Genomic DNA, 16259 nt, shown 5'->3' with positions numbered 1-16259 from the left:
CTATACAAACGTGTAGGACGCGCGTATGGTCGCCGCATGGACATCCTGATTTCGGGTGCGAGCGTCGCCGGTCCGGCCCTGGCGCTCTGGCTCAGCCGGTACGGCCACGACGTGACGGTGGTGGAGAAGGCCCCGGCGCTGCGCGGGGGCGGCTACGCGGTCGACTTCCGCGGGGCGGTACACCTGGAGACCCTCAACCGCATGGGCCTGCGGGCGGCCCTGGAGGTGCGCGCGACCCACATGGGCGACATCGCCATCGTCGACGGCACGGGTGCCCAGGTGGCGGCGCTGCCCTCGGCGATCTTCAGCGGCGACCTGGAGGTGCTGCGCGGCGACCTGGCCGCGGTGCTGTACGCGGCGACGAGGGAGCGCGTGCGGTACCGATTCGGCGACCACATCACCGCGATCGCCCAGGACGACGCCGGCGTCGACGTGGACTTCGCCTCGGGCCGACGCCGGCGCTTCGACCTCGTGGCCGGCTGCGACGGCGTGCACTCCGGCGTGCGCCGCCTGGTCTTCGGCGACAGCCCGCAACACACCAGACCCCTCGGTGTGTACGGCGGGATCTTCACGATGCCCGCGACGATGCACCTGCACCGCAGCGGCATCATGTACAGCGAGCCCGGCCGGTCCGTGACGGTCATGTCCCCGCACGGCGGCGACCAGATCGTCTCGCTGAGCTTCTACGAGCCCGGCCTCGGCTTCGACCACCGCGACACCGCCCAGCAGCGCCGCATCATCCGCGAGCGCTTCGCCGGCGTCGGCTGGCGCACCCCCGAGCTGCTCGACGCGATGGACGCCGCGGCCGACTTCTGGTTCGACGAGTCCACCCAGATCCACCTGGACTCCTGGTCCAGCGGCCGCGTGGTCCTCCTGGGCGACGCCGGGTTCGCCGGCGGCCCCGGCGGCAACGGCACCGGCCTGGCCGTCGTCGGCGCCCACGTCCTGGCCGGCGAGCTCGACAGGGCCCGCGGCGAGCACCGGGCCGCGTTCGCCCGCTACGAAACCCTCATGCGCCCGTACGTGGCAACCGGCCAGAAGCAGGCCGGCGGCAGCCCCGACTTCCTGGTCCCGACCACCTGGAAGAAGATCGCCCAGCGCAACCGCTTCTTCAAGACCATCCGCTACGTCCCCCCGATGCGCCGCGTCTTCAAGTACTTCGCCACCCGCACCGCGACGGCGTTCGACCTGCCGGAGTACGAGGTCCCCGCCTTGACCTGAAGCCTGTGACGCCCGGCGCGCGCTCTTGGCCGTGCGCTTTCGCGAGGCTCACCTTGTCGGCGCCCGCACCGGTGCCCGCGTGGTCCCGTGCATCCGGTGGCGGCGGCCGGCGTTGGGTCATCCGCTCCGTCGGTGCCGTCGCTGCTGGTTCGCGCTTGTCGGGCGGACTGGGCCCGGTGCTCTGTAGCGGCGCGCCGGGCCGCAGCGGGCAATCGTGCCGGCGGCCCCCGGCGCGGGCTCAGCCTTGTGGGCGTGATCCGGCGGGCGCATGAGGGCCCGCCGCCCGTGCTCGCCACGGGAGCCGCCAATACCGGTATTTCGTCGAGGGGCCGGCCTCCCCGAGCGTGGTGCGGCGGGCATATCGAGGCCCGGTGACGGCGCTTGTCGCCGTGGCGGCCGTTGCGCAGTCCGGTCCGACGCCGCCACCGACGCGGATGGGAATGCCGACGCGGACGGGGATCGGTTGCCGACGCGGACGCGGATGCCGACGGCGATGGCGCTCGGTGACTGCGACCCGGACCCTTGCGACCCGGATCTGTGCGACCCGGATCGGTGTGGCGCAGAGGCGAGGCTAATTGGATGCCGAGGCCCGATGGATGAGGCGGACCAGTCGGCCATATTCGGTCCAGCGCCATGATCCGGTAGAACATGCGTCATGTTCGAACGGGTAACAGCCGAAGCGCGCCAGGTCCTCGCGCTCATGGCGCAGCGCGCGATCGCCATCGACCGGTCCGAGATGCGCCCCGCCGACCTCGCCGCCGCTCTGGCAGCCCACCCGATCGGCAATACCGCCGCGATCTGGTCCGCAACCCGCCCGCCACCGGTCCCAGCCGCAAACTCCACCGCAGCCTCAACCGCAGCTACGGCCTCAACCCCAACCACAGTCTCAACCGGAGCTACGGCCTCGGACCCGGCCGCAGACTCTGCGCCAGCCGCGGCCTCAACCTCGACCTCTTCTTCAACCCCAGCACCTGCCCCCGCGGCACCTGCGGCCTCGGCATCTGCGCCCGCGGCATCTGCGGCCTCGGCATCGACTGGCGGGGCTGCCACGCCGGAGTCGCCGGGCCAGTCCGGCGCGGATTACCGTCGGTGGATTACCGCAATCGGTAATCCAGTAATTCCGCCCATGGCCCCGCGAGGCGAGCAATCAACTCCTATTATCCGTGGCGACGCGCCGGTGGCTGCAGGTCCGGATGGCGAACAGCCGACCGCGGAAATGCACGGCGACGGGCCGGCTGCCGGTGCGGATGGCGGGCGGTCGTCACCGGTGCGGTTCGACGCGGCGATGCGAGCGATAGTGGAAGCGGCAGCGCAGATGTCCCTCGCCGAGAAGGCCCCGCACATCGGCACCGAGCACCTGCTCGCCGCGCTCGTCCGCCGCGGGCCGAAGGATGTCGTTACCGACCTGAGCACGTGGGGCGCGACTCCCGAGGCCGTCAACGTGCTCCTCGCCCGGCTCGCCGGTGGCCGCGGTGTGGAGATGCCGCCGGAGGGTGGACCGGCCGCGGTGAACCTGGCGCGGCGCTCCCGGCTTCGCTCCGCGCGGGGTCGAGCGCTCGTCGTGCTGGCGGTCATACTGCTCCCGCTGCTCCTCGTCGTGGGCGTCTGCGTCCTGGGGCCCATATTCGGCCCGTGAGCCGAACCGAGCCGCGGACGCAGGCCGCAGTGAGCTGCGAACGCGGGCCGCAATGCGCCGCGGACGCAGGCCGCAGTGAGCTGCGAACGCGGGTCACAGTGTGCCGCGGACTGGCCGCAGTGCGCTGCGAACGCGGGCCATAGTGTGCCGCGGACTGGCCGCAGGCAAGCCGGCGAGCGCGAACCTCGACAGATGGCACCCGGCCGCATTGCGCTCAGCGCCCGTCATATCGGCACCGCGGTGTCGCACCGGTCGACGCTCCCCACGGCGCGCTCAGTGCCATACAGCTCCCGGGCCGAACGGTGGCCGCTCAACCATCCAGCTCGCGGGGGCAACGCGCGGCACCCGCCAAGCCGGGACGGTGGGGGCAATACGGAATTATGGCGCCGGTCACACCGAGGTTCCCGCCGGGAACAAGGGGAACGGTTTGTAACTTAAGCCTGACACGCTCAACCCAACACTGATGGCAGGTGTGTCTGATGGCTACGCTTCCGGTTCTTCCGCTCAACGATGACGTCCTGCTGCCCGGCATGGTCATTCCCGTCACGCTCGACGCCTCCACGCAGGCGGCCGTCGACGCGGCTCGGGCGGCCGGGGACAAGCGGGTGCTCGCCGTGCCGCGGGTTGACGGAGCTTACGGTTCGCACGGTGTCGTGGCCGTGCTCGAGAAGGTCGGGCGGCTGCCCAGTGGGGAGCCGGCGGCGGTGATTCGGGGCCTGAGCAGGGCGCGGATCGGGGCCGGCGTGCCGGGGCCCGGGGCGGCGCTGTGGGTCGAGGCGGCCGAGGTCGTCGAGGCGGCGCCGGCCGGGAAGGCGCGGGAGCTGGCCCGGGAGTACAAGGCGCTCGTCATCGGCGTGCTGCAGGAGCGCGGTGCCTGGCAGGTCATCGACACCGTCGAGAAGATGACCGACCTGTCGGAGCTGGCGGACTCGGCGGGGTACGCGCCCTGGCTGACGCTGGAGCAGAAGATCGAACTGCTCGAGGCGCCCGAGGTGACGGCGCGGCTGGAGCTGCTCGTCGAGTGGGCCCGCGCGCACGCGGCCGAGCAGCAGGTCAACGAGAAGATCAACCATGACGTTCGCGAGGGTCTGGAGAAGACGCAGCGGGAGTTCCTCCTGCGCCAGCAGCTCGCGGCCATCCGCAAGGAGCTGGGCGAGGACGAGCCCGACGGGTCCGCCGACTACCGGACCCGGGTCGAGGCCGCCGAGCTGCCGGACAAGGTCAAGGAGGCGGCCCTGCGGGAGGTCGGGCGGCTCGAACGGGCCAGCGACCAGTCACCCGAGGCCGGCTGGATCAGGACCTGGCTCGACACGGTACTGGAAATGCCGTGGAACGAGCGGACCGAAGACAACACGGACCTGGCCGCGGCCCGCGCCGTGCTCGACGCCGACCACGCCGGACTGGCCGACGTGAAGGACCGCATCCTCGAGTACCTCGCCGTGCGCAACCGCCGCGCCGAGAAGAACCTGCAGGTCGTCGGCGGCCGCGGCTCCGGCGCCGTGCTCGCTCTCGCGGGCCCTCCCGGGGTCGGCAAGACGAGCCTCGGCGAGTCCGTGGCCCGCGCGCTCGGGCGCAAGTTCGTGCGGGTGTCGCTCGGCGGCGTCCGCGACGAGGCCGAGATCCGCGGGCACCGGCGCACCTACGTCGGCGCGCTGCCCGGGCGGATCGTGCGGGCGCTGCGCGAGGCGGGGTCGATGAACCCGGTCGTGCTGCTCGACGAGGTCGACAAGCTCGCCGCCGGCTACGCCGGTGACCCGGCCGCGGCCCTGCTCGAGGTGCTGGACCCGGCGCAGAACCACACCTTCCGCGACCACTACCTCGAGGTCGACCTGGACCTGTCCGACGTGCTGTTCCTGGCCACCGCGAACGTGATCGAGACCATCCCCGGACCGCTGCTGGACCGTATGGAGCTCGTCGCGCTGGACGGGTACACCGAGCAGGAGAAGGTCGCCATCGCCCGGGATCACCTGCTGCCCCGGCAGCTGGAGCGGGCCGGCCTGGAGGCCGCCGACTTCACGATCTCCGACGAGGCGCTGGGCCGCATCGCCGGCGAGCACACCCGCGAGGCCGGGGTGCGGCAGCTGGAGCGGGCCCTGGCCAAGATCCTGCGCAAGGTCGCGGTGGCCCTGGCCGCCGACCCGGCACCGGTCCACGTCGGCGTCGAGGAGGTCGCGACCTACCTGGGGCGGGCCCGGTTCACGCCGGAGTCGGCCGAGCGCACCGCCGTCCCCGGCGTGGCGACCGGCCTGGCGGTCACCGGGGCGGGTGGCGACGTGCTGTTCATCGAGGCGACCTCGATGGAGGGCGAGCCCGGCCTGACCCTGACCGGTCAGCTCGGCGACGTGATGAAGGAGTCGGCGCACATCGCGCTGTCGTACCTGCGCTCCAACGGGCGCCGGCTCGGCATCGACCCCAACGAGCTCGCCGGGCGCCGCATCCACCTGCACGTGCCGGCGGGTGCGGTGCCGAAGGACGGCCCGAGCGCCGGCATCACGATGGTCACGGCCCTCGCGTCCCTGGCGACCGGCCGGCCGGTGCGGCCCGAGTTCGGCATGACCGGCGAGGTCACCCTGGCCGGCCGGGTCCTGCCGATCGGCGGCGTGAAGCAGAAGCTCCTGGCCGCCCACCGCGCGGGCCTGACCGAGGTCATCATCCCGAAGCGCAACGAGCCCGACCTGGACGACCTGCCGGAGGAGGTGCGCAGCCAGCTCACCGTCCACGCCCTCGCCGACGTGGCCGACGTCCTGGCCCTCGCCCTGCGCCCGGCCGACGACCCGGCGGTCCCGGACTTCGTCCCGACGACCGTCTGATCGCGGCAAAACGGGCAAATACCCTGACAGGCGATAAGTCCGATATGTCGAGCGCAGCGCGGCGCGAAGCGCCCGACATATCGGCTCCAACGCTTCGACGTATCGGCTCCAACGCCCGGCAGTTCGGCTCCAACGGCCGGCCGGCGTGCCCACATGCACCAGCACATCAGTCACGGCGTCACGGTCTCTGTACCGTGGCGCCGTGACCATTTCCGTGACCTGGGACGACGTGCTGCACTGGCGCTGCCGGCAGCAGTGGCTGCACCGACCGGCGGAGGCGGCCGACCCGGTCGCCGTTGTCACGCGGCTCGGCGGGGTGCAGGCGCAGGTCGCGTCGGCGGCCGAGCAGGCGGTCGCGGCGCGGCAGGAGACGCCCGACCCCGGGTCGGTCGGGGCGGCGCTCGCCGAGCGGCGGCTGGTCAAGACCTGGACTGTGCGCGGCACCCTGCACCTGCTGCCGCCGGAGCCGGCCCGGGCCCAGCTCGCCCTCCTCGGGGCCGCGCGGACCTGGGAGACGGGTTCGTGGCAGCGGACGTTCGTGACGGCGGCGCAGATGGAGAAGGTCACCGCCGCCGCCGCGGAGGTGCTCGACGGGCGCGAGCTGACCCGGGAGGAGCTCACCGCCGCGATCGTCGAGCACGCCGGGGACCCCGCACTGGGGGAGCACCTGCGGTCCGGCTGGGGCACGGTGCTCAAGCCGGTCGCCTGGCAGGGGCTGCTCGTGTACGGCACCACCGGCGTCACGTTCAGCAAGCCCGCCTGGGACGGCCTCCCGCAGCCCGCCGCGGCGGCGCGCAGTGTCATCCCCGCGTACCTCGGCGCGTACGGTCCGGCGTCGGCGGCCACGTTCGACAGGTGGCTCATCCGCGGCCGGTCGAAGCCGGCGGCGCTGCGGGCGTGGTTCGCCGAGCTGCTGGCCGACGGGGTGATCGCCGAGGTCGACGTCGAGGGGGAGCGGCTCTACGCCCGCTCGGAGGACCTCGAAACGCTGCAGACCCCCAAACCCTTCGAGGGTGTACGGCTCCTGCCCGCCTTCGACCAGTTCGTCCTCGGCCCCGGGACCGCCGACACGCGCATCATCCCGCCGGAGCAGCGCGCCCGGGTGAGCCGGGCGGCGGGCTGGATCTCCCCGGTCGTCGTGCACCGGGGCCGGGTCGCGGGCGTGTGGGACGACGACGGCGAGACCCTCTGGGCGAAGGTCCCGGCCGCCGGGATCAGGGCTGAGCGGGCGCGCCGTCCTTGAGCAGTGCCCGGGCCTTGTCTGGGTCCTGCTCACCCAGCGCCGACGACCGGCACTCCGGCGCCAGCGGGCAGGCCGCGCAGGCCGGTCGGCGGGAGTGGCAGGTCCGGCGGCCGTGCAGGATCAGCAGCTGGTTGACGGCGACCCAGTCCCGCTTGTCGTAGCGGGCCTGCAGCGCCGCCTCGGCCGCGCCGACGTCCTTCTCCGGGCCCCAGCCGAGCCGGGCCACGACCCGTGACACGTGGGTGTCGACGGAGATCGCCGGCTGGCCGAACGCGTTGCCCAGGACCATGTTCGCGGTCTTGCGCCCGACCCACGGCAGGGCGACGAGCTCCTCGAGGGTCTCCGGCACCGCCCCGGCGTGCCGCTCGACGAGGACCGTCGCGAGCTTGATGACGTTGCGGGTCTTCTGCCGGTAGTACCCGACCGGCACGAGGATCTGCTCCATCTCCTCCGGCACCGCCGCGGCCAGGTCGGCGGCGGCCGGGTAACGCTCGAAGAGCACCGGCCGCACCGCGTTGACCCGCTCGTCGAGGGTCTGCGCGGCGAGCGTGGCCGCCACGAGCAGCTGCAGCGGCGAGTCGAAGTCGAGCTCGAGGCGGTGCCGGGGGTAGCGGGTCTGCAGGAGGCGCAGGATGCGCCGGGCGCGCCGCTTCTCCGCGATGGGCAGGTCCGTATCCGCCGCAGCGTTCACCGCCGAAGCCTACTGCGGACACAGCGGTGGGGACGGCCCGTATGGTGCCGTCCCCACCCTCTGGCGGTACAACCGCTGCGTCTAGATGAGACCGAGGCGCTCGACGGCCTGGCGCTCCTCCTCCAGCTCCGCCACCGACGCGTCGATGCGGGCGCGGGAGAACTCGTTGATGTCCAGGCCCTGGACGATCTGCCACGATCCGCCGGACGAGGTGACCGGGAACGAGGAGATCAGGCCGGCGGGCACGCCGTAGGAGCCGTCGGAGACGATCGCGGCCGACGTCCAGTCGCCCTCGGCGGTGCCGTTGACCCAGTCGTAGACGTGGTCGATCGCGGCCGACGCGGCGGAGGCGGCCGACGACGCGCCGCGGACCTCGATGATCTCGGCGCCGCGCTTGGCGACCCGGGGGATGAACTCCTCGGCCAGCCACTGCTCGTCGTTCACGGCCTCGGCGGCGTTGCGCCCGCCGACCTCGGCGTGGAAGAGGTCCGGGTACTGCGTCGCCGAGTGGTTGCCCCAGATCGTCAGCTTGCGGATCTGCGACACCGGGACCGACAGCTTGCGCGACAGCTGAGACAGGGCCCGGTTGTGGTCGAGGCGGGTCATGGCGGTGAACCGGTCGGCCGGCACGTCGGGGGCGTGGCGCTGGGCGATGAGGGCGTTGGTGTTGGCCGGGTTGCCCACGACGAGGACCTTGATGTCGTCGGCGGCGCCCGCGTTGATGGCCTCGCCCTGCGGCTTGAAGATCCCGCCGTTGGCCTCGAGCAGGTCGCCGCGCTCCATGCCCTTGGTGCGGGGCCGGGCGCCGACGAGCAGGGCCACGTTCGTGCCGGAGAAGGCGGCCTTCGGGTCGTCGAACACGTCGACGCCGGCGAGCAGCGGGAACGCCCCGTCCTCGAGCTCCAGGGCGGTGCCCTCGGCGGCCCGGACGGCCTGCGGGATCTCCAGCAGGCGCAGCTTGACCGGGGTGTTCGCGCCGAGCAGCTGCCCGGAGGCGATGCGGAACAGCAGCGCGTAGCCGATCTGGCCGGCCGCGCCGGTGACGGTGACGTTGACGGGCGAGTCGCTCATGAGAAGTCTCCTGGCAGCAACGGCGGGTGTGCTTCTGCCGACAAACTATCCTCGCCCCCGGATCGTGTGTTCACCGTCCCGTCACGGTGTGTGGCTTACGGCACTCGATCAGGTACCGCGCCGTGGACGCCCGGAACGCGCCCTCCCGCCCGATGTGCTCGTGCATCGCCGCGAGCTGCCGGCGGTACCGCGCGATGGTGAAGCCCGGGACGATCCAGATCACCTTGCGCAGGTACACCGCGACCGCCGCCACGTCGTAGAACTCGAGCTTCAGCGTGGCCTCGCGCACGTCCACGACCTCGAGCCCGGCCGCCCGGGCGCCCGCCCGGGCCCGTTGCACGCTGCGCCCGTCGCCGACCGGCTGCGGGCCCATCATGAAGTCGGTGACCGCGGCGGCGGTGCCCACGCCGACGTGCTGGGCGAAGTACGTCCCGCCGGGTGCCAGCACCCGCGCGATCTCGGCCCATCCGGCGACCGTCGGGTGCCGGCTGCTGACCAGGTCGAACGTGTCCGCCGGGAACGGTAGCGGCCCGTCGTCGGCCGCCTCCTCGACGACCCCGCCGAACGGTGCGAGCGCGGCCCGGGCCAGGGCGATGTTGGGCGGCCAGGATTCGGTCGCCGCGACCGTCGCCGGCACGGTCCCGGCCGCCGTGAGGGCCGTGCGCAGGACCTCCCCGCCGCCGGTCTGGATGTCGAGGGCCGCGGTGGCGGTGCGCAGCCGCTCGCCGAGGCGCCGGGCGTACCCCCACGGCGGCCGCTCCTCGATCGCCCGCCCGTCGAACCAGGAGAAGTCCCAGCCGTCGACGGGCGCCGCCGCGGCCTCGGCGAGCAGGTCTTCAAGTGTGTCCATGGTTGTACCCTCCGTTACCGGGGCATCACCCTGGCATGACGATCATTGCGCAGAACGTGCCGCTGTGGCTCGCCACCAGCGCCGACAACGAGGTCCTGGCCGGCCGGGTGATCGGCTGGCAGATGGACAGCATGCAGCCGGTCCCGATGGTGGCCTGGACGGACGAGACCGGCCAGCTGATCCGCATCGGCCACCCGGTCGGCCCGGTCGTGTGGCTGGGCGACACCCGTGGCGAGGCGATCGAGTCTGCCCAGCGGGAGTCGCGGCTGGCAACGCTTTAACCACGGGCGGGCCGGCCCGCTATGTCGGGCGCTGGCGCGCCGCGACATAGCGGATATTTCGCCCGACGGGGTATTCGCGTCTTCGCTCACCCGGCCACATACGTCCGAATCCGCGCCTGCACGACATGACCTAGCTTCCTAGGATGCGCTACGCGACGTGGCGCGGGTCAAGCTGCTGGTGCCGGTACGGATGATGCGACGTGGTGCCGATGAGGCCGCCGGTGGGAGGAGCGATCGGCAGAGCGGATGCGAGAGGCTCGCACGCGTTGATGCCGGGGCGGGCGGCAACGGGAGCGGCTGGTGGGGCGGCGGGTGGTGCCTCGCGAAATACGGCAAACCGGCCGCAAGAAAATTGTCTCGCAGCAAAGAGGTATCCGCGTTCGCTCGGGTGAGCGGTGGGCGGTACCGTCCTGTCTCGAATCGCGTTTCAGCGTGAGCGTAGGGGGAGTGGACGGGTGAAGGTGAACGCCGAGGCCAGGCAGCGGCTCAGTGCGCTCCTGCGATCGCACGGGGATGAGATCCAGAAGCGGTGGGCGGAGATCTCCGCCCGGACGCTACGGGGGCGGCTGACCGACGCGGAGCTCGTCCGGCAGGTGCGGGAGGTGTACTCCGCGCTGCTGGGCATGCTCGAGGGCAGCGCGGAAGGCGAGCTGGCCGGGTCGCACGGCGGCGAGTCGCGGGCGGTGCTCGGGGAGCTGTCGCAGGAGTGGGCGCGCAAGGGGTTCACGCCGATCGAGACGGCCAACCTGGTCTTCACGATCAAGGAGGTGGTGCTCGGGCTGTTCGAGTCCACCGACGGCGAGCAGGTGCCGGCCGATTTCCTGACGCTCTCGGTGCTCGTCGACGACATGGGCCTGTACACGTTCGACACCTACGCGAAGACGCGGGAGTCGATCATCGCCGACCAGACGGAGCAGCTGCTGGAGCTCTCGACGCCGGTGGTGAAGCTGTGGGACGGGGTCGTGGCGGTGCCGCTGGTCGGCACGCTGGACTCGGCGCGGGCGCAGGTGGTGATGGAGAAGCTGCTGCAGACGCTGGTGGACACCGGCTCCGGGTACGCGATCGTCGACATCACCGGCGTGCCGGCCGTCGACACGCAGGTGGCGCAGCACATCCTCAAGACCGTGGTGGCGGCCCGGCTGATGGGTGCGGAGTGCATCATCTCCGGCATCCGGCCGCAGATCGCGCAGACGGTGGTGGCGCTGGGCATCGAGTTCGGTGACATCGTGACGAAGGCGTCGCTGGCCGACGCGCTCGTGCACGCGCTGCGGGCCAGCGGTGTCGAGCTGGTCAAGCGGTCGTCGGCCGGGCGGCAGGGGATCTGATGGACCGGGTTCCCGTACTGAAGATCGGCGACATCCTGCTGGTGTCGATCCAGATCGACCTGGACGACCAGACGGCGCTGCAGCTGCAGGAGGATCTGTCGGACCGGATCGTGGAGACCGGTGCGCACGGTGTGGTGATCGACATTTCGGCCCTCGAGATCGTCGACTCGTTCATCGGCCGGATGCTGTCGACGATCGCGGCGGTGTCGCGGGTCCTCGACGCGGAGACGGTGGTGGTCGGGATGCGGCCGGCGGTGGCGATCACGCTCGTCGAGCTGGGGCTGTCGCTCAATGGTGTGCGCACGGCGCTCAACGTGGACAAGGCGCTCGACATTCTGGCCGCGGCGAAGCAGGTGCACGGGGTGGGGATGCTGACAGTGGTCGAGGACGCCGGTGCCTGACGACGCCGGTGCCGAGGTGCTGCGGCTGGAGATCGGTGACGACAAGGACGTCGTGCGGGTCCGGCAGGCGGTGCGCGTCGCGGCGGTCGAGGCGAAGCTGCCGCTCGTCGACCAGACGAAGCTGGTGACGGCGGCGAGTGAGCTGGCCCGCAACACGCTGATCCACGGGGGCGGCGGATACGCGACGATCGCCGGGGTGCACAACGGGCGGCGGGCCGGGGTCCGGGCCGAGTTCGTGGACTCCGGGCCGGGGATCGTGGATCTGGGACTGGCGTTCACGGACGGGTACACGACGGGCAGTGGTTTGGGTTTGGGTCTTTCGGGGTCCAGACGACTCGTGGACGAGTTCGAGATCGACACCACGCCTGGTGCGGGCACGCGGATCGCCGTGACGAAGTGGGCCCGGTGACGGCCGTCGCCGCAGTGCCGACGGTGGAGGAGCTCGGCTGGGTCGCGGTGGGCGACTCGGGTGCGGCGGGGGTCGCGCGCCGGGTCGCCGTGGACTGCGCCCAGCGCCTGGGCTTCAGTGAGCAGCGGGCCGGCGAGGTGGCGATCGTCGCGGCGGAGCTGGCGTCGAATCTGCACCGGCACGCCGACGGTGGCGCGCTGTCGGTGCGGTGCCTGCGGCGGGGCGAGGTCGGCGGGGTCGAGCTGGTGGCGGTGGACTCGGGGCCGGGGATGGCGGATCTGCCGTTCAGCTCGGTGGACGGGCATTCGACGGCGGGGACGCTGGGGATAGGGCTGGGGGCGGTGCGGCGGCTGTCGGACGTCGCGGCGGGGTATTCGCTGCCGGGGCGGGGGACGGTGCTGACGGCGCAGCTGTGGGCGGGGGAGAAGCGGCGGGTGGTGCCGCCGCCGGTGGCGGGGTTGTCGCGGCCGATCACGGGGGAGCGGGCGTGCGGGGACCGGTATGCGGCGCGGGCGGTCGGCGACGTGCTGCTGGTGCTCGTCGCGGACGGGCTGGGGCACGGGCCGCTGGCGGCGGCGGCGTCCTCGGCGATCACCGACGTGTTCCTGGCCAGTGACGTGGACGCGCCGGGGCGGCTGCTGGAGCTGCTGCACCGGTCGGTGTCGCACACGCGGGGCGCGGCGGTGTCGGTGGCGCGGGTGTCGGACGGCGCGGTGGTGTTCGCGGGGCTTGGCAATGTCGCGGGGGCTATCGCGTTTCCGGACGGTGAGCGGCGGGGCATGGTGAGCATGCCCGGTATCGTCGGGCACCAGTCGCGGGGTGTGCGTGAGTTCACGTACGAGCTGCCGCCGGAGGGGGTCGTGGTGCTGCACTCCGATGGTGTGTCGGATCGGTGGAATCTTCGGGACTATCCGGGGTTGTCGCGGCAGGACCCGCTGCTTGTCGCGGCGACGCTGCTGCGTGATGCGGGTGTGCGGCGCGACGATGCCTGCGTGGCGGTGGCCGGTAGCGGTGTTCCGGCGTGAGTGTGGACCCGGCGCCGGTGCTGCGGATGGTGCTCAGCTCCGAGCATGACGTGTTCGTGCTGCGCCAGCGCGGCCGGGAGGTGGCGGCCGCGCTCGGGATGGACTACCAGGATCAGGTCCGGGTGGCGACGGCGCTCAGTGAGATCGGGCGGCAGGTGCCGGGCGCCGAGGTGCTGTTCGCGGCGGCCGCGGGTCCGCGCCCTCACCTGGTCATTGTTGTGTCATCCGCGGCCCTGGGTAACCAGAATCTTGAGGGAGTCCGGGCGGCCGGACGGCTGATGGATGAGGTGCGGGTGGAGGACGAGCGGATCGTGCTGACGCGGCGGCTGCCGGCACAGGTCGATGCGGAGCGGGTCGGGCAGGCGCGGGCCGAGCTGGCCGAGAGTTCGCCGACGACCGCGCTCGACGAGCTGAGCGTGCAGAACCGGCAGCTGGTGGCCGCGCTCGAGGAGGTCCAGGCGCACCGGGACGAGCTGCTGCACCTCAACGCGGAGCTCGAGGAGACGAACAAGGGCGTGATGGCCCTGTACACGCAGTTGTCGGAGGAGCTGGAGCAGACGAACCAGGGTGTCGTGGCCCTGTATGCGGAGCTGGACGAGCGTTCGGCGCAGCTGCGGGAGGCGAACGAGGCGAAGTCGCGGTTCCTGGCGAACGTGTCGCACGAGCTGCGGGCGCCGGTGACGGCGATCATCGGGCTGACCCGGCTGCTGCTGGACCCGCGTTCGGAGCCGCTGACGTCGGAGCAGACGCATCAGCTGGACCTGGTGCAGGGTTCGGCGGCGGACCTGCTGGCGCGGGTGAACGATCTGCTGGACCTGGCGAAGGCGGAGTCGGGGCGCATCGAGCCGAACTGGGGGCCGATCGACCTGGCGGCGGTGTTCGGGCAGCTGCGGGGGACGCTGCGGCCTCTGGCGCGCCCGGAGGTGGAGCTGGCGGTGGACGAGCCGCCGGCGGCCGGGCTGGTCAGTGACGAGCTGCTGCTGACGCAGATCCTGCGCAACCTGCTGACGAACGCGTTGAAGTTCACCGACACGGGGACCGTCGGGATGGGGGCGTGGGTCGACGGGGATCGGCTGTACATCGCGGTGGCGGACACCGGGATCGGGATTCCGTTCGCGGAGCAGGCGCGGGTGTTCGAGGAGTTCCATCAGGTCCGCGGGGCCCGGCAGGCCGGTGGGACGGGGCTGGGGCTGCCGTATGCGCGGCGGCTGGCGACGCTGCTGGGCGGGGCGTTGACGATGGTGTCGGAGCCGGGGGAGGGTTCGACGTTCACGCTGTCGCTGCCGCTGCGCCCGGCGGTGCCGGAGGTCGACGACGACGGGCCGCTGCCGCAGGTGGAGCGGGCCCTGGTCGTCGATGACGATCCGGCGGCGCGGCACCTGCTGCGCCAGCTCCTGGCGGGCATCGCGGGGCAGGTTTCGGAGGCGGCCGATGTACGTTCAGGGCTGGCGATCGCGGTGCGGGAGCACCCGTCGGTCATCTTCCTGGATCTGCGGATGCCGGGCGGTGACGGCACGGAGCTGCTCGCCGATCTGGCCGGGCTCGACGACGTCGCCGGGATTCCGGTGTTCGTGGTGACGGCCGCGGACCTGTCGGACTTCCGGGCGGACGAGCTGGCGCACGCCCGGTCGGTGCTGGTGAAGGAGCACCTGACCCGCCGGGCGGTGGTCGACCTCGTCGCGGGCATCGCCCGATGACGGTGGTGACGGCGGCCGACATCCTGGTCGTCGACGACAGCCCGTCGAAGCGGTACGTGATCACCAGCTGGCTGCGGCGGGAGGGTCACCGGGTCGTCGAGGCGGCGGCCGGGGAGGATGCGCTGACGCTGCTGCACGACGAGGCGGTCGCGGTCGAGCTGGTGGTGCTGGATGTGCGGCTGCCGGACATCGACGGGTTCGAGGTGGCGGAGCGGATCAAGTCGGACCCGCGGACGGCGGCGGTGCCGGTGATCCACATTTCGGCGACGGCTGTCCATGCGGTGGACCGGACGCAGGGGCTGATCCGGGGCGCTGACGCGTATCTGGCCGAGCCGATCGACCCGGATGAGCTGCTGGCGACGGTGGGGGCGCTGCTGCGGTACTCGCGGGCGCGGCACCGGGCGGAGCGCCTCGCGGGGCGGCTGACGCGGCTGGTAGCCACGACGGCGGAGATCAACGCGGCGACGAGCCTGCCGGAGCTGCTGCGGCTGGCCGCGGTCGGGGCGTCGCGGGTGTTCGACGGTGCGGTGGCGGTCGCGGCGACGTCGCCGGAGACCGGGGCGCTGGCCGTGCAGGTGGATGCGGCGGGGGCGGTGCCGGTGGTCCGGGCCGCGTACCGGGAGCATTTCGACATCGACCCGCTGGACGGGGCGGTCGGGGCGGAGCTGTTCGTGCAGGAGGACGGGCCGTGGTGGCCCGGGGCGGTGTTCCGGGTGGTGGCCCGGGTGAAGGCGGGGCGGGAACCGCTGCACATCGCGGTCCCGGCGGCCGGGTTCACCGACGACGACCGGGACGTGCTGCGGCAGCTGGGGCAGGCGATCGCGCTGGCGGTGGAGGCGCTCCGCTCGTATGACGAGGAGCGGCGCACGGCGCTGACGCTGCAGCAGAGCATGCTGCCGGCGTCGCTGCCGCCGGTGCCGGGCTACGACATCGCGGTGCGGTATCGGCCGGCGTCCGATCACGCGTATGTGGGCGGGGACTTCTACGAGGTCGTGGCGGTGGAGGGGCACATCGTCGCGGCGATCGGTGACGTGGCCGGGCATTCGCTGCGGGCGGCGACGATCATGGCGGAGGTCCGGCATGCGCTGCGGGCGTACCTGGCCGAGGATCACGCGCCGGGGCTGACGCTGGAGCGGCTGAACCGGATGATGCTGCGGTTCCTGCCGGAGGAGATCGTGACGATGTGCCTGCTGCGCATCGAGCTGGCGACGGGGGAGATCCGGCTGGCCAACGCCGGGCATCCGCCGCCGCTGCGGGTCGGGCGGGGCCGGGCGACGACCGTGGAGGGGCGGGTGGCGCTGCTGGGGGTGCCGACGGTCCACGACGCGGAGACGGTGTTCACGCTCGATGCCGGTGAGTCGCTGGTGCTGGTGACGGACGGGCTGATCGAGCGGCGCGGGTCGTCGTTCAACGAGGGTCTGGAGCGGCTGCAGGCGGCGTTGGTGGCGGGGCTGGCCGCGGACGGCGGCGACGGGGACCTGGAGGCGTTCTGCGACGCGCTGCTGCTGGGTGTGGGTGACGAGTCCGAGGACGATCAGGCGATGCTGGTGATCCGGCGGGCGATTTCTGCCTGAACCGGTTGCGGGCGCGCGCGGCATT

At 72.4% G+C, this 16259-nt stretch carries 14 protein-coding genes; 11 read left to right on the top strand and 3 right to left on the bottom strand.

Features of this window, described 5'->3' with window-relative positions; translation table 11 throughout:
- Positions 1 to 36 precede the first annotated feature (36 nt).
- The 4 genes from Dvina_RS27875 to Dvina_RS27860 all read left to right on the top strand — a co-directional run bounded on the left by Dvina_RS27875 (position 37) and on the right by Dvina_RS27860 (position 6910).
- A complete protein-coding gene (locus tag Dvina_RS27875) occupies positions 37 to 1221 on the top strand; it encodes an FAD-dependent monooxygenase (protein ID WP_223092297.1) in 1185 nt (394 codons plus the stop codon).
- A 1315-nt stretch (positions 1222 to 2536) separates the two neighbouring features.
- Positions 2537 to 2857 carry a hypothetical protein gene (locus Dvina_RS27870; RefSeq protein WP_223092296.1) on the top strand — a complete coding sequence of 107 codons (321 nt, stop codon included), beginning with the start codon at positions 2537 to 2539 and terminating at the stop codon, positions 2855 to 2857.
- Positions 2858 to 3336: 479 nt separating this feature from the next.
- Positions 3337 to 5667, top strand: a complete 2331-nt coding sequence (gene lon / locus Dvina_RS27865; protein WP_223092295.1) for an endopeptidase La — start codon at positions 3337 to 3339, stop codon at positions 5665 to 5667.
- A gap of 202 nt (positions 5668 to 5869) precedes the next feature.
- Positions 5870 to 6910, top strand: a complete 1041-nt coding sequence (locus Dvina_RS27860) for a winged helix DNA-binding domain-containing protein (RefSeq protein WP_246655363.1) — start codon at positions 5870 to 5872, stop codon at positions 6908 to 6910.
- Here the strand turns inward: Dvina_RS27860 and nth are convergent.
- The 3 genes from nth to Dvina_RS27845 all read right to left on the bottom strand — a co-directional run bounded on the left by nth (position 6882) and on the right by Dvina_RS27845 (position 9522).
- Positions 6882 to 7601, bottom strand: a complete 720-nt coding sequence (nth, locus tag Dvina_RS27855) for an endonuclease III (protein ID WP_223092294.1) — start codon at positions 7599 to 7601, stop codon at positions 6882 to 6884. The genes Dvina_RS27860 and nth overlap by 29 nt on opposite strands.
- Positions 7602 to 7682: 81 nt before the next feature.
- Positions 7683 to 8672 carry a malate dehydrogenase gene (locus Dvina_RS27850; RefSeq protein ID WP_223092293.1) on the bottom strand — a complete coding sequence of 330 codons (990 nt, stop codon included), beginning with the start codon at positions 8670 to 8672 and terminating at the stop codon, positions 7683 to 7685.
- A gap of 70 nt (positions 8673 to 8742) precedes the next feature.
- Positions 8743 to 9522: a class I SAM-dependent methyltransferase gene (locus tag Dvina_RS27845; protein ID WP_223092292.1), complete on the bottom strand. Its 780-nt coding sequence runs from the start codon at positions 9520 to 9522 to the stop codon at positions 8743 to 8745.
- Between the two features lie 35 nt (positions 9523 to 9557).
- On the opposite strand from Dvina_RS27845, the gene Dvina_RS27840 reads away from it, so the two are divergent.
- The 7 genes from Dvina_RS27840 to Dvina_RS27810 all read left to right on the top strand — a co-directional run bounded on the left by Dvina_RS27840 (position 9558) and on the right by Dvina_RS27810 (position 16234).
- Positions 9558 to 9803: a hypothetical protein gene (locus Dvina_RS27840; protein ID WP_223092291.1), complete on the top strand. Its 246-nt coding sequence runs from the start codon at positions 9558 to 9560 to the stop codon at positions 9801 to 9803.
- A gap of 455 nt (positions 9804 to 10258) precedes the next feature.
- Positions 10259 to 11128: an STAS domain-containing protein gene (locus Dvina_RS27835; RefSeq protein WP_223092290.1), complete on the top strand. Its 870-nt coding sequence runs from the start codon at positions 10259 to 10261 to the stop codon at positions 11126 to 11128.
- Positions 11128 to 11529: an STAS domain-containing protein gene (locus Dvina_RS27830; protein WP_223092289.1), complete on the top strand. Its 402-nt coding sequence runs from the start codon at positions 11128 to 11130 to the stop codon at positions 11527 to 11529. Before Dvina_RS27835 ends, Dvina_RS27830 begins: the two co-directional genes overlap by 1 nt.
- Entirely contained in the window at positions 11522 to 11938 is a 417-nt protein-coding gene (locus Dvina_RS27825) for an ATP-binding protein (protein WP_223092288.1), read from the top strand. The genes Dvina_RS27830 and Dvina_RS27825 overlap by 8 nt, the downstream gene beginning before the upstream one ends.
- A complete protein-coding gene (locus Dvina_RS55325) occupies positions 11935 to 12963 on the top strand; it encodes an ATP-binding protein (RefSeq protein ID WP_281428081.1) in 1029 nt (342 codons plus the stop codon). The genes Dvina_RS27825 and Dvina_RS55325 overlap by 4 nt, the downstream gene beginning before the upstream one ends.
- Positions 12960 to 14660, top strand: coding sequence for an ATP-binding response regulator (locus tag Dvina_RS27815; RefSeq protein ID WP_223092286.1), 1701 nt, complete (start codon positions 12960 to 12962; stop codon positions 14658 to 14660). The genes Dvina_RS55325 and Dvina_RS27815 overlap by 4 nt, the downstream gene beginning before the upstream one ends.
- A complete protein-coding gene (locus Dvina_RS27810; RefSeq protein WP_223092285.1) occupies positions 14657 to 16234 on the top strand; it encodes a fused response regulator/phosphatase in 1578 nt (525 codons plus the stop codon). The genes Dvina_RS27815 and Dvina_RS27810 overlap by 4 nt, the downstream gene beginning before the upstream one ends.
- Positions 16235 to 16259 lie beyond the last annotated feature (25 nt).

The sequence above is a fragment of the Dactylosporangium vinaceum genome (assembly GCF_019904175.1).
Taxonomy (GTDB): Bacteria; Actinomycetota; Actinomycetes; order Mycobacteriales; family Micromonosporaceae; genus Dactylosporangium; species Dactylosporangium vinaceum.
Note: the sequence above shows the minus strand (reverse complement) of the source record. Positions and strands in the feature narration are given on the sequence as shown.